Source organism: Bergeyella anatis, assembly GCF_036016955.1.
Taxonomy (GTDB): domain Bacteria; phylum Bacteroidota; class Bacteroidia; order Flavobacteriales; family Weeksellaceae; genus JAYWXI01.
Genome location: NZ_JAYWXI010000001.1, coordinates 192264 through 213779, shown reverse-complemented (window position 1 = coordinate 213779; position 21516 = coordinate 192264). Strand labels below are relative to the sequence as shown.

Here is a 21516-nt window from a genome sequence, read left to right as displayed (position 1 = left end):
AACAAATTGGAAGCGTAAAGTTAAGAAAATAGCCCCGCCTCCGAAAGTGACATTTAGCATCTCTCAACTTTGCTTATCTTTGCACCATGATACGCATTACCAAAATCTTCACGTTCGAGACCGCCCACGTCCTCTACAACTACGACGGCAAATGCAAAAACATGCACGGGCACTCCTACAAACTTTTTGTCACCGTGAAAGGAACGCCCCTGAACGACCTCGACCACCCCAAAAACGGAATGGTGGTGGATTTTGGCGAAATCAAAACCATCGTGAAAAACGAAATAATAACCCCTTGGGATCACGCCGTATTAATCAATGGCGACTCTCCGCACGAAACCCTGGGCAAAGAACTTCAGAGCCAAGGGCACAAGGTCATTTTTTGCCCTTACCAACCCACCTGCGAAAACATGCTCTACGACATCGCCGAAAAAATAAAACGCAAACTTCCCCCGTCGGTAGAACTGGCCTACCTAAAACTCCACGAAACCGAAAACTCCTACGGCGAATGGTTTGCCGAAGAAAACCCTTAACCCGATTTTCAAAATCCAGCATTTATTTTTTCATTCCGCTTTAATGACAACCATACGGCTAAAACCCCACAAAAAAGTATTCTTCTGCTCCGACCAGCACTTCGGAGCCCCCTCTGCCGAAGCAAGCAAAAAAAGAGAAGCCCTTTTTGTCCGATGGCTGGACGAAATAAAACCCGAAGCACAAGTGCTTTTCATCATGGGGGATCTGTTCGATTTTTGGCACGAGTGGAAACACGTCGTCCCCAAAGGCTATGTAAGAGTACTGGGCAAAATCGCCGAACTGAAAGAGGCCGGAACCGACATTTATTTCTTCGTCGGAAACCACGACCTATGGATGAAAGACTACTTCGAAAAAGAACTGGGCATCCCCGTATTCTTTGAAAAAAAACTCTTCGATGTCGACGGAAAAAGATTCCTACTGGCCCACGGAGACGGCCTAGGCCCCGGCGATTACGGCTACAAACGGATGAAAAAACTCTTCACCCACCCCCTCGCCCAATGGCTATTCCGCTGGTTGCATCCCGACATTGCCATGCCCATCGCTATTTACTTCTCCCAAAAAAACAAAATGATTTCGGGGGAAGAAGACAAAGCCTTTCTCGGCGAAGACAAAGAATACCTCATTTGCTATGCCAAAGAAAAACTAAAAACCGAAAAAATAGACTACTTCGTCTTCGGACACCGCCATCTTCCCATGACCCTTAACCTAAACGATCAAGGAGCCCAATACATTAACTTAGGCGATTGGGTTTCTTATTTCACTTACGGCGAATTTCAAACCACCTTCCAGCTAAAAAAATACAAACCCTAAACCCTCACAAGAATTTTCTATGCACCTCAACAATCTCCCATTTCAGATCAAAAGCATGGAGGAGTTTCAAAAAGCCTGCATCGAAACCTTTTTACACCAATACCAAAACGTTGAGGTCTATCGGCATTTCGTGGATTTCCTGAACGTTCGTCCCGAAAACGTTTCACAAATCGACCAAATCCCCTTTCTCCCCATCGAAATTTTCAAAAAACACGTGGTGATCGACCGTCGCTTTCAGCCCGTTCACTACTTCCAAAGCTCTGGGACAACCAACATCCAAACCCGATCCCGCCACTACATCGCCGATTTTTCGTTATACGAGGAAAGTCTGCTACGGAGTTTCGCCCACTTCATTGGAGCCCCCGAAACGTTTGTCTTTTTGGGGCTGTTGCCAAACTATTCCGAAAATCCGCACTCTTCCCTCATCTACATGGTGGATGCATTAATGAAAGCCTCCGCCCATCCCGAAAACGGCTATTTTCTTTACAACCATAACGAACTACTGGCAACCCTCGAACGGTTAAAAGACCAAAAAGCTATTCTTTTCGGGGTTTCTTTTGCTCTTCTCGACTTCTTGGATTCCGTGCGTACCCTTACCGGCCGAAACCTCGAAACCCAAGACCGCCCCCTTACCATTATCGAAACCGGAGGAATGAAAGGCCGCAAAGAAGAAATCACCAAAGACCAACTCCTGAAAAGCCTGAAAGAAGGATTCGGAACCGAACGCATCTATTCCGAATATTCGATGACCGAACTCCTCTCCCAAGCCTATTCCCTGGAAGAAAACACCTACCAGTGTCCTCCCTGGATGCGCATCCTCATCCGAAACACGGAAGACCCTTTCGCCTATCTACCAGACGGAAAAACCGGAGCCATCAACATCATTGATTTGGCCAACCGCCACTCCTGCGCCTTCATCGCCACACAAGATTTGGGGAAAACCCTCCCCGAAACTTCATCCAACCCGCTTCACCCTCGCTTCCAGGTGCTCGGTAGAATAGACCATTCCGACATCCGAGGCTGCAGTCTTTTGGTCTCCTGAAAAAATCCACAAAATAAAAAACACTCAAAACCAAGGCTTTGAGTGTTTTTTTTCGTTTCCTTAAAACTTCGCCATAAGCTTCTCCTCCTGCAAATCCAAATACCGCAAATGTTTCCGTATGATTTCCTCATCCAACAAAAGCTCTTCCGAATTTCGCCGTAACAAGTAAGCCCTTTGGCTGTTTAATACATCCAAATGAATCTTACGGTATTCTTCCAAGTGAAAAATAATCTCGGTACTCTCCAGCCTTTTCTCCCAATGCGACAACTGGTCTTTAAGTACCGGAAATTGTTCCAATTTATCACTATACTCATTCTTGATCTTCTCCACCGCTATCCTCGCCATCTGGATATTAATCTCATCGTCAATCTCTTTTTCAGGGCGCGTAAAATCCGGATCCTCAATCTTAAGCTGGCGAATCAAAAAAGGAAGTGTAAGCCCCTGAACCACCAAAGTCAAAAGAATCACCACAAAAGTAATGAACAAAATAAGGTTACGCTGAGGAAAAGCCGTCCCGTCTTCCAACGTCATGGGAATCGACAAAGCCGCCGCCAAAGACACCACCCCACGCATCCCCGTCCAGCCCAAAAGCAAAGGCCCCTTCCAGCCCGGATTCTTCGTATCCGCCACCGGAATAAAATTCTTCATCACCATTGTCGTTACTACCGCTCCATACGCCGCAATAATCCTCACCACAATCAAAACCACCGTAATCAAAACCCCATAACCAATCGCCGTATACAAATCCGTATCCCCCAAATTCCCAACAATTTCCGGCAAGTCCAAACCAATCATCATAAAAACAAAACCGTTAAGCAGAAAGCAAAGACTCTCCCAAACAGACACCCCCTGAATCCGAGAAGTACTCCCCAAAAACGAATGCTGACGGTAAGCAAGGTATAACCCGCCAGCCACCACGGAAAGAACCCCCGAAGCATGCACCTCCTCCGCAGCGATATACATAAAAAAAGGAGCCACCAAAGTCAATACCACGTCAATGGTCGCATCCGTAGGTAAAATCTCATGCATCTTGATGAACACATAGCCAATCAACAATCCGATGCCCACGCCCCCCAAACACATCCAAAAAAAGCTCAGCGTCGCCTGATGCCAAACAAACTGCCCCGTAGCCACCGCCACCATAGCAAAACGAAAAACAATAAGCGAAGAAGCATCATTCAGCAAACTTTCCCCCTCCAAAAGAGAAGAAAAACGTTTGGGAACCTTAATAAATTTCAAAATCGCTCCCGCACTCACCGCATCGGGCGGAGAAACAATCCCCCCCAACAAAAACCCCAAAGCCAAAGAAAACCCCGGAATAAAATGGTTGGCAATAAAAGCCACCACGCAGGACGTAAAAAACACTACCACGAAAGCAAAACCAAAAACAATACGCCGCCAACGCCACAATTCTTTCCAGGAAGTTGCCCAAGCCGCCTCGTAAAGCAAGGGCGGAAGAAAAATAAAAAAGATAAGTTCCGGATCTATCGTCAATTGAGGCGTCCCTGGGATGAAACTAATCGCAAGCCCCGCCAATACAAGTAAAATCGGATAGGCAATTTTGATTTTTTTGGCCAGCATGATCAACAGTACAATCACCACCACCAAAATCAAATAAAAAGGAAATACGTCCATTTTCATAATCAAATTCTTGTTTCTGTTAAATTAATAAAAAACATTAACTCCCCGAACCGAGCGAAAAAGCCAAAAACGAAACCCAACCTCAATGATGATGGAACAAATGCCCCAACATTGCTAATCCTACACCCAAAACCACCAGCCCCATTTTTGCCCAATCCACATTGTGATTCTTGTTGCTTTCAAAAATAATCACCGACGAGATATGAAGAAAAATTCCTCCGACCAAAGCCAAAAAATAAGGCTGCCACTGTGGATGAAAATAATTCCCCAAATAAATGCCCAACGGAGAAGCCAAGGCAAACATCACCACCACAACCCAAGAAAGCGTCCTAAACGGTTTTTTCCGGCCAAAAAGAAACGCCCCCAAAACAAATGAAATCGGAAGATTATGGAACAATATTCCCTGCAAATAAGGTGAACCGACCTGCGTTTCATTGGAAAGCGGAATCCCCTCGATAAAAGCATGAATAAACATCCCGATAATCAATCCCAAAGGAAGAATCCCCTTACCCGAATGATGAAAATGGCCATGCTCGAACCCCTTGGTAAGGTTCTCCAAAATCATCTGGAGCAAAACCCCGCCAATTACCCAAAGTCCGATATGATGATGCTCCGAAGCATATACCTGAGGAAAAACCTCATTCAGACACACGGTGATTAAAAACCCCGCACTCAAAATGAGAAGACTCTTGGCCAAACGCTCCCGCTCCCCGTAATACTTACCCAAAATAACTCCCAGTAATACACTGGCGATCAGTAACGTTACAATCATTTCTCTTTACGAAATACGTTAATACATCTCGGCGATTTTTCAAGCTCGAAAGGATTCAAAGCATAATCACCATAAATTTTCTCGTTAACCAGCCCCACTTTCTCCGCCAAAGCATGAATTTCTTCCAAAGTATGCAATTTGACTTTTTCAAAATAATGATGCGAACGCCCTTGGTCTTCAAAACGAATATCCTTCACCACCTCATTGCCTTCCAGCTTCCGATGAATCCGAAAAACAATCCCATCCACACAGACTTCACTTTCGGCTACCAGCGTATTGCGAACATGCCTCTCGTTTAAAAAATCCAAAACAAAAACACCGCCCGCAGAAAGCACCCCGGCCACCGAATCAAAAACGAGAAAATCATCCTTAGGATCGTCAAAAAAACCAAAACTCGTGAATAAATTAAAAACCGCATCCACCTCGGCAACCTCCGTTATCGGGCAACGCATATCATGCACCCGAAACTTCAGGCTTTCGCTGGTCCATTGGCGGTTATGCGCAATGCTTTCCTCCGATAAATCCAACCCCAAAACCCGATACCCCATACCGTTAAGAAACACCGAATGCCGCCCCTTACCACAAGCCAAGTCAATCACCTGAGCCTGAGGAGGTAATTCCAAAGCATTAACCAAAGCCCGAATAAACCCTTCGGCCTCGGCATAATCCCTGTGACGATAAAGTTGATGATAATAAGGCGTATTAAACCATTCTTTAAACCAAGCCATTTTGCAAAAATAACTAAATTTGCCGAAACATCGTCAGAAGTAAAACTATGGACTACGACAATCTAAAGATTCAAATCAAAACTTTTTTCGGACTGGAAACCGTTTTAGCCGAGGAAATAAAAAAACTCGGCGGACGCCAAGTGGAAATAAAAAACCGAGCCGTAAACTGCGAAGGCGATTTGGGCTTTCTTTACAAAATAAACTACGCCGCCCGAACGGCCGTAAAAATCTTGGTCCCTCTTTTTGAGTTCAAAGCTTTCGACGAACAAAAATTTTACGACAGACTCCTGAAATTCGATTGGTCGGCCCATATGGACGTGGAGCAAACCTTCGCCATCGATGCCACGGTACACTCCGAGCGTTTTACGCATTCCCAATTCATGACCCTGAAAATGAAAGACGCCATCGTCGATTTTTTCAGAAAAAAAACAGGACGCCGCCCCAACGTAAATCCTAAAAATCCCGACATCAAATTCAATCTTCATATCGACCGCCAGCACGTTACCATCGCTTTGGACAGCTCGGGTGAGCCCCTTTTCAAACGAGGGTACCGCTGCGAACAAGGCGAAGCCCCTATCAATGAGGTTTTGGCCTCCGGAATGCTTCAAATCGCGGGATGGGACGGCAAAGGCAACTTTCTTGACCCCATGTGCGGAAGCGGAACCCTGCTAATCGAAGCCGCCATGATCGCCCTGGAGCTTCCCGCCCAGCTGTTCAGAAAACATTTTGCTTTTCAAAACTGGAAAAACTACGACGAAACCCTTTTCCGTAAAATAAAAGAATTCCGCATCAACCGTATCAAAGCCTTCGACGGAAAAATCATCGGCTTCGACATCGACCCCAAAATGCTCTACGCCGCCAAAGCCAATATTGCCAAAGCGGAAATGGAAGACGTCATCGAAATCAAAAAACAAAATTTCTTTGAAAGCAAAAAAGAACACTTCCCCCTTCTGATGGTCTTCAACCCGCCTTACGACGAACGAATAGCCATCCGCTTCGAAGATTTTTACAAAAAAATAGGCGACACCTTCAAACAAAATTACCCCAATACTTTGGCATGGCTCATCACCTCCGATCTGGAAGCCGTGAAAAAAGTCGGACTAAGACCCTCCCGAAAAATCAAATTGTACAACGGAAAACTGGAAACCCGATTCCTCCAGTACGAAATGTACGAAGGCAGCAAAAAAGAAAAAAACACGGAATCCCAACCCTTCAATACCTAAAACCATCGTGATGCCCACCCTTTCGATTATCATCGCCATATACAACCGTAAAGACGAACTCTTTGAACTCCTGAGCTCCCTGAGCCGCCAGACCGATAAAGCATTCGAAATTATCATTGTGGATGACGGTTCGTTGATTAACCTTCGTCCCACCGTCGACTATTTTAACACCTCGCTGAGCATCCGTTTTTTCCGAAAAGACAATTCCGGCCCCGGATTAAGCCGAAATTACGGCGCCCGAAGAGCCGAAAACGAGTGGCTGGTCTTCCTCGACAGCGACGTCATCGTAGAGCAAGACTACATTGCCAATGTTAAACAAAATCTCAGTCGCACCCAATGCGATGCCTTTGGCGGTGCCGACAAAGCCCACAAAGGGTTCAACCTCATGCAAAAAGCCATCTCCTACGCCATGACCTCCGTATTTACTACCGGCGGCGTGCGCGGAAGCAAAAAAAGCATCACCAAATTTCAACCCCGAAGTTTCAACATGGGCGTAAAAAAAACCGCTTTCGACCAAGTTGGCGGATTTTCCGAAATGCGCATCGGAGAAGATCCCGACCTGTCCATGACCCTCTGGGAAAACGGCTACAAAACCGCTTTTTTCGATAATATTGGCGTATACCATAAGCGAAGAGTGGATTTCGGTAAGTTTTCTAAACAAGTTTACCAATTCGGATGCGCCCGCCCCATCCTCAACCAAAGACACCCCAATTACGTTAAACTCTCGTTCGCTTTTCCGTCCCTATTCCTTATCGGGTACCTCCTGGGCTTTATCGAATACTTTGCATTCCACCGGGGATTTATCCTTTCCCTCTACGGACTCTATACCTTCTTGGTATTTTTCCACGCCCTTGCCCTGACCAAAAACATCAGCATCGCCGGCATGGCCGTTATCGCCACCTACATCCAAATGTTCTCGTACGGATGGGGCTTTTTAAAGTCATGGATTAAACTTAACCTACTAAGAATGAAACCTCAAGACGCCTTTCCGCATCACTTCCACAACCCCTAACCCTACACGATCACCGCGTCAATGGCCTCCAATACAGCCGCATAAATCGTCTCCAAACTCTCATCGGAAATCGTATACGGCGGCAAAAGATAAACGGTATTGCCCACCGGGCGAAGAACAATGCCCTTCTCAATGAAAAAACGGTAAAGGCGGTTTCTAAGCGATCCATAATAATCATGCGCCCCGTCCAAATCCAGTTCAAAAGCCAAAATAACCCCCAGCACCCGTACATTTTTCACCTTTTTTCCCTTCAAACGCTGCTCAAACCTCCGATGCGAACGATTAACCCTCGCCACGTTTTCCTGCATGACCTCCGACAGCAGCAAATCCACCGCCGCCAAAGCCGCCGCACACCCCGTAGGATTAGCCGTAAACGTATGCCCGTGGAATAAAGCCCGATGAACCTCATCCGAATAAAACCCGTCAAAAACCTCCTGAGAAAAACTCGTTACCGCCATGGGAATCGTTCCGCCCGTAAGCGCCTTAGATAAACACACCATGGCCGGCGGACGAGAAAGGTAATCGCAAGCAAACGTCCGGCCCGTCTTCCCAAATCCCGTCATCACCTCATCCGCAATACTGAAGATTCCAAAACGCTCCGCCATCGCCAGCAGAGCCTCCAAAGGTGCAGCCTCATACATCTGCATCCCCGCCGCTCCCAGCACTAAAGGTTCAAAAATAAAACAAGCAAATTCGCCCGTCTTTGCCAAAGCCTCAAACCGAGACAAACTCTCCTGCTCCCGCCCCGCCACCGGAACCGGAATCCGCTCCACCTGAATCAACGAATGACGAAAAGCCTCGGTAAAAAACGAAATACCACTGGCCGCCATAGCCCCAAACGTGTCGCCATGAAAAGCATTTTCGAAAGCAATGACTTTCGTCCTTTTCTCCCCTCTATTGTAGAAAAACTGCAATGAAGCCTTTATCGCTATTTCCACCGCCGTGGAACCATTATCCGAATAAAAAATTTTCTTCTGATTCGACGGTAAAAGCCCCAATAACTTTTCGGAAAGTTCAATCGCCTTAACATGGGTAAACCCGCCGAATAAAACATGCTCCAAAGTCCTGAGCTGCCGATAAATCGCCTCAGCCAATACCGGATGAGAATGCCCGAAAGGATTAACCCACCAGCTCGCTATCCCGTCAATATACCGCTTCCCATCCACATCCCACAAAAACTCTCCCTCCCCCTTTACAATCACCGGCAAAGCCTCAAGCCCCTTGTGTTGGGTATAGGGATGCCAATTATACTCCAAATCTTTTTCCGCCCAAGTCATGCCTTAAAAAAATTCCGGTTAAACTGCTCCGCATACCGACGAACCGTCTCTTGAGTCCATAAAGGCTCCCGATTAATACGGCCAATCACTTCGAGCCCCGTTTTGGAAACGATAAGTTCCTCCGTGGAAGTATTCGCCTCCCCATTGAATACCAGCCCCAAACAATCCGCTCCGCTGTTCTTCAGCACCTCGTAAGTCATCAACGTATGATTGATGCTCCCCAAATAATTCATCGAAACCAAAACCACCTTATAATCCGGACGAATGAAGTCCAAAAAAGTGTGCGTCTCATTAATCGGAACCATCACGCCCCCTGCCCCCTCAATAACCAAGGAACGCTCGGTCTGAGGCTCCACCATGGACTCCAACGTTATGCGAACCCCGTCCAAAGCCGCCGAATAATGCGGACTCGCCGGCGTATGGAGCGCAAAAGCATTCGGATGGAAAACCACATCCCGACGCGAAACCAATTGCCGAACCGTAGCCGTATCCGAAGCTTCCAAATCCCCCGCCTGTACCGGCTTCCAATAATCCGCCCCCAAAGCCTCCACAAAAACCGCAGACACCACCGTTTTTCCTACCCCCGTGCCAATCCCTGTAACAAATATTTTCATTTTTTCATCGTTGATTAATCAAAAAAGCTCGCTGCATCCCCCTCGGCAAACATTACGATTTCGCCCCCAAGCCAATCGCAGCCAAAGCTTATCCCAACCGCCAAATATAAACAATTTTCTAACCAACACCGTCCCTGAGACCTTTCGTTACCGTCGGGACAACGACTCTGCTAAAACTTCAAGCAAAAAATCCGCAAAGCGCATCTGCCTCTCCGTCAGCCTTCCTCGGTTGGAAGCAATACCCTCCGCTAAAGCCAGTTTAAACTCATGCCAGCCGTCAGTCATGCCGTTCACCCTATTCCGTGTTTCCTTCAATTCGAGAGCTACTTCCTCTTTTCCGTCAGCCTTCAGCCCCGAAATAAAATCGTCAAATAACCTCCAATAGTCCTGCCAATCCGCCACCATCGAAAAATCAAAATCTCGTGTCGCCATATTTCTCTCCCTTTAATTTTCCCGCTTAGCCGAATTTCGCCAATTTCCCTCCAAACAATCCAGCCCAAAAACGATGCGAGCGCCCCCGATTTTTATCATTTCACAATTGGATTTTGCTCCTCAAACGCTCTTCCAAAGCCTTAAAAAACACTTCGAATTCCGAACGTTGGCTCGCCTTAATCTGAGATTTGACAATTTTCATTTTCTTGTGCGCCGTCTTAAAGACATAATCTCCCGCAAAATACTGCGCTTTAGTTATTTCATCAAAGGACATCTCCTTCGGAAAGAGCCCGAAAACCTTAATCCGATCTCTCGCTATTTCAAAATATTTCATGCGGTATTCGTACAAAGTAACAGCAAGATACAGTCCCCCCAAAAAAATAGTAAGGTAATGCCTCCACCTCAGTTGTTGTTGTTCAAAGAAAGGTTCTGCGCCAATAACCACCCACAAAACCCCCATCAATAAATTGAAATACAAACGATTGCTGGCGTAAGAAAACTTTTTCCCCATTTGAGTATTGTTAAAATCATCCATTAGAATTAGTTTTTCAAAATCAAAAATCATTTACAATCAGACCTCTCTCCATCCTCCGATTATCATTTCGCCCGACAGGCAAAAATTTAGAGCCGTTAAATTACGTTTTTTTTAAGAATCCGCTCCTCTTCCCACTTATTTTTCCCCTGATGAATTTCTTTCAAAAAAATAAATAAATTTTTATTTATTGTAAATCAATCACTTAACAAAATTAACTAACATAAACCACTACTTTGTATTGCATAATACTATTTTAATACCATATCTTTGCATCATACAATAATAAACACCAATTTCATAACCTCATAAAATGAACACCGAAAACACCAAAGCACAGATGCGGAAAGGAATTCTGGAATTCTGCATTCTCTCGCTGATTCATCGAAGGGAAATGTACGTTTCCGACCTGATCGAAGAGCTGAGAAAAGGAAAACTGGACGTCGTAGAAGGAACCCTCTACCCCCTTTTGACCCGATTGAAAAACGGAGAATTTCTCTCCTACCGATGGGAAGAGTCCTCCGGAGGCCCCCCAAGAAAGTATTACCAAATCACCGAAAAAGGAAGGCTTTTTCTCACCGAGCTTCAAGCCACCTGGAACGAATTAACCCAAAGCGTTAACCAAATTACTAACCCTCAATAAAAACTCAAATCACATGAATCGAACTCTTTCCATTGGTCTTGCCGGCTATTCCTTCGTCATCGAAGAACACGCCTATATCAAACTAAGCGACTATTTGGACGCCCTAAAAAAAGCACTGGATGCCGAAGAAGCCGAAGAAGTCTTGCACGATATCGAAATCCGCATGGTAGAAATCTTTAAAGAATCGCTGGGAAAACGCGAAGTCATCAACGACGCCGATGTGGAAAAAATGATTAACCAAATCGGAAAACCCGAACAAATCGAAGAACAAGAAGAAGTCTACTTCTCCGAAAAAAAACAAGAAAAAAAACACTCTTTCGGCCAAAAACAACTCTTCCGCGATCCTTCCAGAGCCAAAATCGCAGGGGTATGCGCCGGCCTTTCCCATTATTTCGGAATCAACGTTACCCTAATCCGAGCCGTTCTTGTCGGCCTCATTATCTTGGACGTAACCACCGCTTGGTCGTTTTCGATCTCCGTCCTCTTCCTCTCCTACCTGATTCTATGGATTATTCTGCCCAAAGCGCAAACCGCTTCCGATTTTCTAAAAATGGAAGGTAAACCCGCCAACTTCGATAATCTGAAAGAACAATCCAACAAAATCATCCAGTTCGCCAACGAATCTTCCCAAAAAGTCGGCGAATTCTACCACGAAAACCAACCCTACCTCCAACGTACCGGAAGCAGCATTGCCAATGCCTTCAGATACTTTTTCGGAGGGCTCTTCGGACTCATCGCTTTAAGCTTGTTTTTCGGCTCTTTCAGCATCTTTGCCTTCAGCGACAGCGGCAACGTCAAATTCGGAGAAAACCTAGGCTTTTTCCTTCAGTCCGACCATTTGGGTTATTTGGTCTTTGCGGTTTCTTTTCTAACCCTATTCATCCCTTCTCTTATCTTCGCCTACATCGCTCTTCGCTTTTTGGCTCCGAAAACAAGACTGCAAAACACCCGATATGTCATCGGAGGCCTTTGCTTCCTTTGGTTCATCCTGACGTCCATAACCGGATTCAAGGCCTTGAAATACAACACCCAGTTCAGCGGAAAAAATGAAGAAACCGAAAACATCGTACTGCCAGCCGAGTCGGATTCCCTTTACGTCGATCTAAAAAAAGTGGTCATTCCTAAAACGTTCAAAGCCTATTGGAACGACGTGTACTCCGATGGAAAAATCGTCTACAAGGAAAACCACCCAAGGCTTAATATCCAACGGCAAGACGTAAAACAACCGTACCTCGCCGTGGAAAAATCCGCCAAAGGCTACAACCTTCCCCTTAACCTGAAAATCCCATTGGAAATCCAAGGCAATAAAATCCTGCTTCCCAACTATATCGCCTATTCCTTTGACAATCGGTTAAGAAAATACGAAGTGAAATACCAACTGGTTATTCCCAAAAACACTAAAATCATCAATCTCAACCCCAAAAACATCCTCTATTTCGAGGAAAACCCAAGCGATCCGTTCGACTCCTCCGATAACGTTTCCTTTAATATTGAAACCGAATCGGACAGCATCATCATCCGGCATAAAAAATACGCTACCGATGATCTTAACGGAATACTGGACTCTCTGGTAAATGACAAATTAGAAAAATTAAATTCAGACCATAAACAAAAATAATTTTAATCCTTATTCTTGCGTCTGTTTAAAAAAAATATTTTATATTCGTATAAAATTATAACCGCTTATAAAACACTGAATCATGGCACAATTTGTTATCGAAATCGTTATCCGAATCATGGACTTCGTTAGTCACTTGTTTTAACAAAGTCAATATTTCAATATATTTGTAGGCATAACCCACAGGGGTTATGCCTTTTTTATGACTTATCCGATACAACAATGAAAAAATTACTCGGCTCCGCCATTTTGAAATTATTAGGCTGGAAAGTGGTTCTCCAAGGCGATGTAAATAACCTGAACCGCTGCATCCTCACGGTTGCCCCACACACCCATAACATGGAGTACATCCTCGGCAACTTGGCTTATTGGAAACTGGGCAAACCACTGAAAATCATCATAAAAGACCAACACACCAAAGCTTGGTACGGAAGCCTTGTCCGCGGATTGGGCGGCATCGGGATCGACCGTTCCCAGCGCAACGACTTGGTAAACTTTGTGGCCCGCCAATTCGAAAAAGAAGATTTTTCCTTGGTCATCACTCCCGAAGGCACAAGAAGCCGCGTCGCCAAATGGCGCAAAGGCTTCTACCACATGGCATTGGCCGCCAAAGTGCCCATTGTAATTGCCGCTGGCGATTTCAAAAGAAAGATCATTTATTTGGGTTATCAAATCCCCTATGAAAAAATTGCCAGCGTTCCCTACGAAGAAATCATGGACGAAATCGAAAATTACTTCGTAAAATACGACATTCACCCCAAAGTTCCCGAAAATTGGAACCCCAAAATCTATTAACCCATGACACCGGAAACCAAACAGGACATTCTGCAAAAACTCAACAACACCAGAGCCAATACCCTGGCCGAAACCCTTGACATCGTATTCACCGATGTTGATGACGATAGTCTTCAGGCCACCATGCCCGTAACCCCAAAAGTTCACCAGCCCTACGGGCTATTGCACGGCGGCGCCAGTTGCGTACTGGCCGAAACCCTTGGGTCCTGCCTCTCGGTAATCCACGTTGATTTGGACAAACACGTTCCCGTAGGCACAACCCTCAACACCAACCACCTTAAAGCCAAACGAGACGGCATCGTCACCGGAACCGCCACTTTCATCCGAAAAGGAAGCACCCTACACGTTTCCCAAATCGAAATACGGGACGAAAAAGGCCATCTCATAAACCACACCACCATGACCAACGCCATTATTCCTAAAGATAAAGTCTGACCTCAAACGGTAAAACCGAACCTATGATTTTTTTCAAACTTCCCAATGAAAACGCTTTTTACACCGTCGAAGAAGGAACCGGCTGTACTCCCGTGCAGTTTCACCCCTTTCTGAGCGGTCTTCCGCCCGTCAAATTCCAAGGGCAACTGAAGATTTTAGAGGAAAGCCAACTCCCTGAACTTTCTTCTCAAATTCTAAATCCGCTATCCGATTTCCAAAACGAGCAAACTCGGGAAGATTACCTGAAAAAAGTAAGCGACGTCATCGCCTTCATCAAAAAGGAAAATCTAAAAAAACTGGTTCTTTCTCGAGTAAAAACCCTCCGCTTTGAACAAGGCAAGCTGGATCTTTCTGCCTCCTTCAAACATTTGTCCCAAAACTTTCCCAACGCCTTATCCTACCTTTTTATCCGAGACGGTTACGGATGGATGGGAGCCTTTTCCGAACTGCTGGGGAAATTCCACAAAAAAAGCGGTCGTTTCGAAACCATGAGCCTTGCCGGAACTCTGCCCATTAACGAACAATGGAGCCGCAAGGAAATTGACGAGCAATCCGCCGTGACCGACTACATCGCCAACGTACTGGCCAATTATGCCGATAAGGTAGATCTATCACCGGTAAAGGACCATCATTCCGGAAACATCAAGCATCTTCGAACCGATTTTCGAGCGGAAATTCAAGCGGAAAATCTGGAAAGACTCATCGAAGAACTGCATCCCACTCCCGCCGTATGCGGCTTTCCAAAAGACCTCTGCCTTAAAGCCATTCGTCATTTTGAAAACCATAACCGCTCGCTGTACTCCGGGTACATCAAAATAGAAAACGAAGATACCATACAGTATTTCGTCAATCTACGATGCTCCGAACTTCACGCCGATAGTGCGAGTTTGTACCTGGGCGGAGGCATCACCGCCGAAAGCTGCCCCGAAAAAGAATGGAGAGAAACCGAACTTAAATCCCAAGCTATTGCCCAAAATCTCAAGTTCGGGTAAATAATTTTAATTCAAGACGAAAGTCCGTTTATTTCTTAGCCGAAAGCTTGGCCCAAGTGTTAAGAACCAAAGCAAACAAAAGCCCTAAAACCCCAGCCGCAATGGAAAAAAGAAACTTGGTGTTCTCCTCGTGCAAAAGCCCCAACTGCCAATTAAAAGCATAAAGATTCAACCCGATAAACAGAACAAAAATCACCAAAAAAACTTTATATAAAGTGCTCATAATCTCAAATTAAAATTTAACGTACATTTGAAACAATTGCGCGAAATTAGCCGTAAAAAGTTTAATAGCAATCGCCATCAAAATAATCCCAAAAACTTTCTCCAAAACCTTCAGCGTGCCAATCCCAATCTTTCGCTCCAGCCAATTGGCCGACTTCAAAACCACATACACGAAGAAAATATTAAGAATTATCCCCAAAATGATATTTATATCGTGGTATTCCGCCTTCAAAGAAAGCGTCGTAGTAAGCGTCCCTGCCCCCGCAATCAAAGGAAAAGCAATAGGCACAATCGACGCCGATGCAGACTCTTCGTGCCGCTGAATCTGAATTCCCAAAATCATCTCGATGGCAATGATGAAAATAATAAATGCCCCCGCAATTGCAAAGGAATTGACATCAACCCCGATGAAAGTCAAAATCTTTTTCCCCACAAACAGAAAAACAATCATCAAAAGCCCCGCTACAATAGCCGCCTTTCCAGATTCAATTTTCCCGAATTTCTGCTTCAGACTCACAATAATCGGGATGGAGCCCACAATATCAATAACAGCAAAAAGCACCATGGTGCAAGTCAAAATCTCCCGAAGATCAAAATGCTCGAACATGATTAAAATAGGGTTTTTAGTTTCTGAGCGCAAAACTAAGGAATATTTTACAAGAATAAATCATCCGCCACGCTTCTTTTTTGGGAAATCCCAACGAATCTAAAATACACCTTCAAAAACACCTTTCAGTCCAGCAATCAATTCCTTAAGGTGTTCGCTATTTTGTAACGGCGCATATTTTTCCATCTGCAACTGCTGCTTTAGCTCCCGATATTCTTCCAATACCCGAGGCCCTTTGGTATGCAACAAATACGTCTCAAAAGAAGTCTTATGCCGCTGCTGAACATACTGTTCCAAATCGCCGATAAATTCGTCGTAAGTTTTAAAGAATCCGTCCGGCGACGACGCTTGCACTTCAACAAAATCCAAACGCTCCGCTGCATCAAAACTCAGGTATTTACGAATTTGCGTTTCGGTTTCGTCTACCGAACCCAAATCCACCCCTTCCGTTTTGGGCCCCGTCCCTTTCAGCTTTCTGTATCCTGTAATCCCCAAAATAACCGCAAGGAAAAACCCGAAAATCAAACCATAATTCCCCAAAAGCGTACGCCAACGCACCCCTTCCCCATTCGAAAGCTTATATTTCGTGGTAGGCGTTACCGGCGTATTCACCGTTTCCAAAACCGTATTGGTGTAATCGGCCATCCGTTCCATGGTCGTCCGCGTATTCGAAATCTCCTCCGAAGTCAGAACCTCCAGCACCAACGTCCGCCCGCCCAAATCTTCATAACGCCGCTTCTCAGGATCAAAAAAAGAAAAATTTTCTGTGCGTAAAGTCATCTTACCCGAAGTTTTGGGCACCACCACATAATGTGCCACCACCTCGCCTTTCATCCCGTCTTTCCCACTTTTAATCCGACGAACCACATCAGGTTTATAAAACACGTAATCTTCCGACGCTAAAATCCTAGGCAACTGATCGTTACGAAGACGCCCTTCGCCCTTAACCCTCAGCATCACATCCACCGGCTTGCCCACCTCCACTTTCGAAACCTTATCGGTAGTGACGCTATAATCGAAACGGCCAACCACCTCTTTAAAATGCTCCGGCTTCCCCGAAGGCAGCTTTTTCACGTTTAATTTAGCCGCATTGGAACGGATTGTCTCCCCCCTGCGCTCCTCATCGGCATACACCGCCGTCATCGGCGGAATGTCAATTTTCCCCGATTCGTTAGGAAAAACAAGCATCATCGCCACCACTTGGGACCAACCGTTATTCGAATGCTGTTCGATTTCGTCTTTCGAAAAATGAACCGGCCGAATTTCCACATTCGAGCGTTCGGGAAAATGAACTTTCCCCACACGACGAAGGTTATTAAAATCCCGACTGTAAGCCCGTAGCACGGCAACCGTCGGCTGATTTTGATACACTTCGCTGTCTTTAAGCTCCATGGTCAAATACACATTGTCGGTCTTTTTTTCCACCGCCGAACGCTGCGCCACCTCCCCATTAACCACAACCTCGAAAGGCTCACTCTTATAAATCGTCCCGTTAACAGTAACCAAAAAAGAACCTATTTTGTAACGCCCACTCTGCTTGGGCTCCAAAAGAATTTCATAAACCAAACGGTTAATCACCGTCTTGGACTCGGGATCCACATAAGTATGCCGAACCGACCCCTGCCCGACAATCGTAAATTTGGATAAATCGGGGGAACGCAAAGGCGTCTCCTGAAGATAATTGCTCCCATTAACCTCCTGAATCACCGTAAGAACAAACTGTTCCTTGCCGCTAATAACTTTTTTGTCGGTATCCGCCACAATATTGACCTGACTATACCCCAAAACGGAACACAGCACCATCATCACATACTGAAGCCTTTCCTTTATCACCAATCTTTCTCTTTACTTTGCGGTAGTATATAGGCGTTTCGATTGAGAATTTTTCTTGCCGTCTCTTTTTCCTTTTCTTCCACGCGCTCCATCAACGCGTCCTCCAACGCCTTCGGCATCTTATTTTTAGTTTTGTTTTCCGGCGTATTTTCATCGCTCTCATCCCCTTCGCCTTCGCCTTGATCCCGACGCTTCTCGCCCCCCTGCTGCTTTTGCCCTTCAGACTCGTCCGAAGAAGACTTCCCTTGCTTCTGCTCTTTTCCTTCGTCTTTCTCCTCGGAATCGTCTTGGGAATTCCGTTCGGATGATTTTTCCTTCTCTTTAAGCCTCGCAATCTCGTAATTCTTACGGATAGACTCGTTATAAGGATCGACCTTCAAAGCCTTACGGTACAAATCCGCAGCCCTTTCCGAATCATTGGTCTGCATAAAAGCATTGCCCTGATTGTAAAGTGCAGCCGCCTTATCCGCCTTATTACGGGCTAAAGTCTCCGCCTTGGCATATTCCGCCTTAGCTTCCTCATACATTTTGCGCTTGTAAAACGCATTTCCCAAATTGTAATGCGCCGTAAAATCCTCTTGATTCATCTCCGACGCTTCAAAAAATTTGGAAGAAGAACGCTCGTAATTTCCCTTTTCAAACTGCTTGTTTCCCTCATAGATAAGGGCGTTGTATCGGTTCTGAGCCGAAACCCCAAACCACGTAAGCAACACCAGCCACACCGAAAAGAAAAACCTTGCCATAGATTATACAAAAATATCCTTTTAATTGTTAAAACAAGAAAAACCAACCGTTAAAATTTGGTTAAAAAAAACTTTAATCCTCTGAAAACAAGGTCTAAATATTCAAATCCCGCTTCGGGTTAAAAAGATAAATCAAAAAGAAAAACAACAAAGAAACCGCCAAAAAATATTGGTAATAATGTTTAGCATTGCGAGAAAAAACCTTCACCATTCCGCCAGATTCAAATCCGTTGATCTGTTTAACCAACTGGCTAACAGACGACTCCAAATCATTTCCATCCACATACTGCCCTCCGGTTTTCGAAGCCAGCGAAACCAAAGCCCCCGATTCTCGTTTCGTAAGAACCGTCTGCCCGCTCCGATCGGCCTTATACCCGAGCAACTGCCCGTAACCGTACTCGGGAACAGGCGCCCCCTCTTCCTTCCCTATCCCAACACTCAAAACCCTAATCCCTTCTTTTTCAGCCAGCTTTAATGCCGCTTCGTCATTCCCCTCGTTATCTTCCCCGTCGCTTATCAAAACCACCTGCCGCACTCCTTTGGGAACATGTTTAAACTTCCGGACAGCCTCTTCCATTGCCGCCAAAAAATCCGTCCCCTGAATCTGAACCACCGAGGTCTCCACACCCGAAATATACGTTTCCGCCGCCTTAAAATCCGTCGTCAAAGGCATCACCGAACGCGCCTCCCCCGCAAAAACGATAAGCCCAACCCGTTCCCCAACCAAGGAATGCAGCACCTGAACTACCGTATGCTTAGCCAATTCTAAACGGCTGGGCTCCACATCCTCTGCATTCATGGAGTTGGACACATCCAAAAGAAAAATAACGCTCCCCGTTCGTCTTTGCGATTCCACCTCCTGCGCACCGCGAAGCAAATCCACCACCGACAAAACCAAAAACAAAAAAGCCAAAAGATAAAACACGGGAAAACCCTTAGAAAAAACAGACCCTCCCGCAAACAAACGAGACTGAAACGCCCGATCCGCAAACCGATCCTTACGCTCTTCCCGCCACCGGACAAACCGAAACAAAATCACGCCCAAAATCGGAAGCAAAAGAAGCAAAAGCAAATACCAGTAATTACCCAACGTCCATTCCATCACAAAATCATTTTATAAATCACCCATCGAAACAATGCATCCACAAGCAAAACCACCAGTGCCATCAACAGAAAAAAACGAAAATGTTCCTCGTACTGGTAGAGCTTAGAGGTTTTAATCTCCGATTTTTCCATTTCATTAATTTCCCTATACACTTCGGCCAACTTCGCATTGGAAGTCGCTCTGAAATATCGCCCGCCCGTTTTGCGTGCAATATCCGTAAGAAGCGCCTCATCAATAGTAACCTCCACCTCGCTAAATATCAAATCCCCAAAAGGGCCTATGCTCGTAGGCATCAGCGCATAACCATTAGTCCCGATGCCAATCGTATAAACCTTAATCCCATTGCTCTCCGCCAAATCGGCAGCCACCAAAGGCGGCATCGCACTATCCACCGTATTGACACCGTCGGTCATTAAAATCACCACTTTGCTCTTGGCTTTGCTATGACGAAGGTGACTGACCGCCACCGATAATCCGTCGCCAATAGCCGTGCCTTGCGTCAGTTCGTCCTGAACAATCGTTTTAATCTCGTCAATCACAATCTGGTGATCCGTGGTCACAGGAACCTTCGTAACCGCCTCCCCCGAATAATTTACCAAACCGATACGGTCATTGGGACGGTTACGGACAAAATCCACCGCTATCTTCTGCAATGCCCCCAGCCGATCCGGCTCCAAATCTTTGGAAAGCATACTAAGCGAAACATCCACCGCCAACATAATATCAATGCCTTGCGACTCGTCCGTCTCATCCGACACCGTAAAAGTTCGGGGCCGAGCCATAGCTATAATCAAAGCCGTTAAAACCAAATATTTAGAAAACCGAAGCCCCGCCAAAACCACCACAATCCCGCGGCTCTCCATCATTCCTCCCGTCGAAGGAACCAAAATCCCCTTTTGCTTTTTCCGCCGTAAATCCCTAAATAAAAGAGGAATAAATAGCAAAAACAAAAGCAAAAACCAAGGACTGTAAAATTCAAAATTAAAATCAAACATCGGTTCTCAGGTTTTCAAATTCCAAATCTTTAAGCGAATTTTTCACCAAACGCCTAATCGCCTCAAAATCCTCCCGCATCACCGAAGCACTCGGAATATCCTTAGCAAACTTCACCCCATCGCCCCGCAAAAAAACCGCCTCAATCACCGCTTCATTTTCCTTGGAAATGGTTTGGTTATCCCGCATCAAAGCAATCAAGTCATCGGTCAGAAGCACCTCGGCCGGCACGCGATACTGTTTGGAAAGAAACTCACGGCTGATTTCTATCAATTCCACATAAAAAGCCCGATAAGCGCCTTTTTCGATATAATTTTTCTTTTTAAGTTGTTCCAATTGCCTCAATGTCTGATTTGTAGCCACAGCAGGCGAAGAACGACGATAACGCCCATAGCGCAAAACCTGCCAAATCAAAAAAAGCAAAGCCACCAAAGCCAAAGCCCCAAGCAAATACCATTTGTACATCGCCCAATAGTCCTGCATATCCAATTGGACGGTTTTGTTATTCATGATATCGTTAATCGCCTCGCCCTGCTGAGCCGTATTGACCACTTCCACCTCATAAGTCGTCGTCTTGTAAAGCTTTCCGCCGATTTTCACATCAAATGAAGGAATAGGAAACACCCCTTCCTCAAACACCGCAAAAACCACCGTGCGCTCATAAAAATTCCCCTGAATGGAAACACTGTCCTTAATTTCTTCAAAATGAAAAGGCAACAGTTCGTTTTTCGGCGCCATCACCACTTCCTGCCCCTTCAACCCTTCCACCCTGATTCGGTAAACGTTCGGCTCGCCCAGCGCTACCGTTTTCTTTTCCAAAACAGAAGACAGCGTCTGCGAAAACAACACCGACCCCAAACAAAGCCAAAAAAGATAAATGATTTTTTTCAATGCTAATGCTAAATTGTGTTAT

24 protein-coding genes are annotated in these 21516 nt (G+C 45.5%); 10 read left to right on the top strand and 14 right to left on the bottom strand.

Features of this window, described 5'->3' with window-relative positions; genetic code table 11:
• Window positions 1-86: 86 nt before the first annotated feature.
• From VQ048_RS01060 to VQ048_RS01050, 3 genes are read left to right on the top strand one after another with little or no spacing between them, the layout of a single operon-like run.
• The gene (locus VQ048_RS01060) at window positions 87-533 is read left to right on the top strand and encodes a 6-pyruvoyl trahydropterin synthase family protein (protein ID WP_327609830.1); all 447 of its coding nucleotides are present in this window, start codon (window positions 87-89) and stop codon (window positions 531-533) included.
• Between the two features lie 43 nt (window positions 534-576).
• Window positions 577-1344, top strand: coding sequence for a UDP-2,3-diacylglucosamine diphosphatase (locus VQ048_RS01055; protein WP_327609829.1), 768 nt, complete (start codon window positions 577-579; stop codon window positions 1342-1344).
• A gap of 55 nt (window positions 1345-1399) precedes the next feature.
• The gene (locus VQ048_RS01050) at window positions 1400-2386 is read left to right on the top strand and encodes a LuxE/PaaK family acyltransferase (protein ID WP_442872802.1); all 987 of its coding nucleotides are present in this window, start codon (window positions 1400-1402) and stop codon (window positions 2384-2386) included.
• 60 nt (window positions 2387-2446) lie between these two features.
• Here VQ048_RS01050 and VQ048_RS01045 read toward each other — a convergent pair whose 3' ends face one another.
• The 3 genes from VQ048_RS01045 to VQ048_RS01035 form a co-directional block, all read right to left on the bottom strand.
• Window positions 2447-4027 (bottom strand): Na+/H+ antiporter, encoded by a 1581-nt coding sequence (locus VQ048_RS01045; protein ID WP_327609827.1) that lies wholly within the window; start codon window positions 4025-4027, stop codon window positions 2447-2449.
• A gap of 82 nt (window positions 4028-4109) precedes the next feature.
• Entirely contained in the window at window positions 4110-4799 is a 690-nt protein-coding gene (locus tag VQ048_RS01040; RefSeq protein WP_327609826.1) for a ZIP family metal transporter, read from the bottom strand.
• Complete coding sequence (locus VQ048_RS01035) at window positions 4796-5527, bottom strand: class I SAM-dependent DNA methyltransferase (RefSeq protein WP_327609825.1); 732 nt, start codon at window positions 5525-5527, stop codon at window positions 4796-4798. The genes VQ048_RS01040 and VQ048_RS01035 overlap by 4 nt, the downstream gene beginning before the upstream one ends.
• Before the next feature lie 47 nt (window positions 5528-5574).
• Between VQ048_RS01035 and VQ048_RS01030 the strand changes: the two genes are divergently transcribed.
• Window positions 5575-6750 carry a THUMP domain-containing class I SAM-dependent RNA methyltransferase gene (locus tag VQ048_RS01030; RefSeq protein WP_327609824.1) on the top strand — a complete coding sequence of 392 codons (1176 nt, stop codon included), beginning with the start codon at window positions 5575-5577 and terminating at the stop codon, window positions 6748-6750.
• A 10-nt stretch (window positions 6751-6760) separates the two neighbouring features.
• Window positions 6761-7762 (top strand): glycosyltransferase family 2 protein, encoded by a 1002-nt coding sequence (locus VQ048_RS01025; protein ID WP_327609823.1) that lies wholly within the window; start codon window positions 6761-6763, stop codon window positions 7760-7762.
• A 2-nt stretch (window positions 7763-7764) separates the two neighbouring features.
• Here VQ048_RS01025 and bioA read toward each other — a convergent pair whose 3' ends face one another.
• The 4 genes from bioA to VQ048_RS01005 form a co-directional block, all read right to left on the bottom strand.
• Complete coding sequence (bioA, locus tag VQ048_RS01020; RefSeq protein ID WP_327609822.1) at window positions 7765-9039, bottom strand: adenosylmethionine--8-amino-7-oxononanoate transaminase; 1275 nt, start codon at window positions 9037-9039, stop codon at window positions 7765-7767.
• Window positions 9036-9653, bottom strand: a complete 618-nt coding sequence (gene bioD, locus VQ048_RS01015) for a dethiobiotin synthase (RefSeq protein WP_327609821.1) — start codon at window positions 9651-9653, stop codon at window positions 9036-9038. The genes bioA and bioD overlap by 4 nt, the downstream gene beginning before the upstream one ends.
• 147 nt (window positions 9654-9800) lie before the next feature.
• Window positions 9801-10085 carry a hypothetical protein gene (locus tag VQ048_RS01010; RefSeq protein WP_327609820.1) on the bottom strand — a complete coding sequence of 95 codons (285 nt, stop codon included), beginning with the start codon at window positions 10083-10085 and terminating at the stop codon, window positions 9801-9803.
• Between the two features lie 100 nt (window positions 10086-10185).
• Window positions 10186-10620 carry a hypothetical protein gene (locus VQ048_RS01005; protein ID WP_327609819.1) on the bottom strand — a complete coding sequence of 145 codons (435 nt, stop codon included), beginning with the start codon at window positions 10618-10620 and terminating at the stop codon, window positions 10186-10188.
• 310 nt (window positions 10621-10930) lie between these two features.
• On the opposite strand from VQ048_RS01005, the gene VQ048_RS01000 reads away from it, so the two are divergent.
• The 5 genes from VQ048_RS01000 to VQ048_RS00980 all read left to right on the top strand — a co-directional run bounded on the left by VQ048_RS01000 (window position 10931) and on the right by VQ048_RS00980 (window position 15100).
• The gene (locus VQ048_RS01000; RefSeq protein ID WP_327609818.1) at window positions 10931-11260 is read left to right on the top strand and encodes a PadR family transcriptional regulator; all 330 of its coding nucleotides are present in this window, start codon (window positions 10931-10933) and stop codon (window positions 11258-11260) included.
• A gap of 13 nt (window positions 11261-11273) precedes the next feature.
• Window positions 11274-12878, top strand: coding sequence for a PspC domain-containing protein (locus VQ048_RS00995; protein ID WP_327609817.1), 1605 nt, complete (start codon window positions 11274-11276; stop codon window positions 12876-12878).
• A gap of 222 nt (window positions 12879-13100) precedes the next feature.
• Window positions 13101-13673 carry a 1-acyl-sn-glycerol-3-phosphate acyltransferase gene (locus VQ048_RS00990; protein WP_327609816.1) on the top strand — a complete coding sequence of 191 codons (573 nt, stop codon included), beginning with the start codon at window positions 13101-13103 and terminating at the stop codon, window positions 13671-13673.
• Between the two features lie 3 nt (window positions 13674-13676).
• Window positions 13677-14108, top strand: coding sequence for a PaaI family thioesterase (locus tag VQ048_RS00985; protein WP_327609815.1), 432 nt, complete (start codon window positions 13677-13679; stop codon window positions 14106-14108).
• 23 nt (window positions 14109-14131) lie between these two features.
• Window positions 14132-15100: a chorismate-binding protein gene (locus tag VQ048_RS00980; protein ID WP_327609814.1), complete on the top strand. Its 969-nt coding sequence runs from the start codon at window positions 14132-14134 to the stop codon at window positions 15098-15100.
• Between the two features lie 28 nt (window positions 15101-15128).
• Here VQ048_RS00980 and VQ048_RS00975 read toward each other — a convergent pair whose 3' ends face one another.
• The 7 genes from VQ048_RS00975 to VQ048_RS00945 all read right to left on the bottom strand — a co-directional run bounded on the left by VQ048_RS00975 (window position 15129) and on the right by VQ048_RS00945 (window position 21494).
• Window positions 15129-15323 carry a hypothetical protein gene (locus tag VQ048_RS00975; protein WP_327609813.1) on the bottom strand — a complete coding sequence of 65 codons (195 nt, stop codon included), beginning with the start codon at window positions 15321-15323 and terminating at the stop codon, window positions 15129-15131.
• 9 nt (window positions 15324-15332) lie between these two features.
• Window positions 15333-15929 carry a MarC family protein gene (locus VQ048_RS00970; protein ID WP_327609812.1) on the bottom strand — a complete coding sequence of 199 codons (597 nt, stop codon included), beginning with the start codon at window positions 15927-15929 and terminating at the stop codon, window positions 15333-15335.
• A 99-nt stretch (window positions 15930-16028) separates the two neighbouring features.
• On the bottom strand, window positions 16029-17762 hold the full coding sequence (locus VQ048_RS00965; protein WP_327609811.1) for a BatD family protein: 1734 nt from the start codon (window positions 17760-17762) through the stop codon (window positions 16029-16031).
• Window positions 17759-18505: a tetratricopeptide repeat protein gene (locus tag VQ048_RS00960; protein ID WP_327609810.1), complete on the bottom strand. Its 747-nt coding sequence runs from the start codon at window positions 18503-18505 to the stop codon at window positions 17759-17761. The genes VQ048_RS00965 and VQ048_RS00960 overlap by 4 nt, the downstream gene beginning before the upstream one ends.
• A gap of 94 nt (window positions 18506-18599) precedes the next feature.
• Window positions 18600-19607 (bottom strand): vWA domain-containing protein, encoded by a 1008-nt coding sequence (locus VQ048_RS00955; protein ID WP_327609809.1) that lies wholly within the window; start codon window positions 19605-19607, stop codon window positions 18600-18602.
• Complete coding sequence (locus VQ048_RS00950; RefSeq protein ID WP_327609808.1) at window positions 19607-20605, bottom strand: VWA domain-containing protein; 999 nt, start codon at window positions 20603-20605, stop codon at window positions 19607-19609. Before VQ048_RS00950 ends, VQ048_RS00955 begins: the two co-directional genes overlap by 1 nt.
• A complete protein-coding gene (locus VQ048_RS00945; RefSeq protein ID WP_327609807.1) occupies window positions 20598-21494 on the bottom strand; it encodes a BatD family protein in 897 nt (298 codons plus the stop codon). The genes VQ048_RS00950 and VQ048_RS00945 overlap by 8 nt, the downstream gene beginning before the upstream one ends.
• Between the last annotated feature and the right edge of the window lie 22 nt (window positions 21495-21516).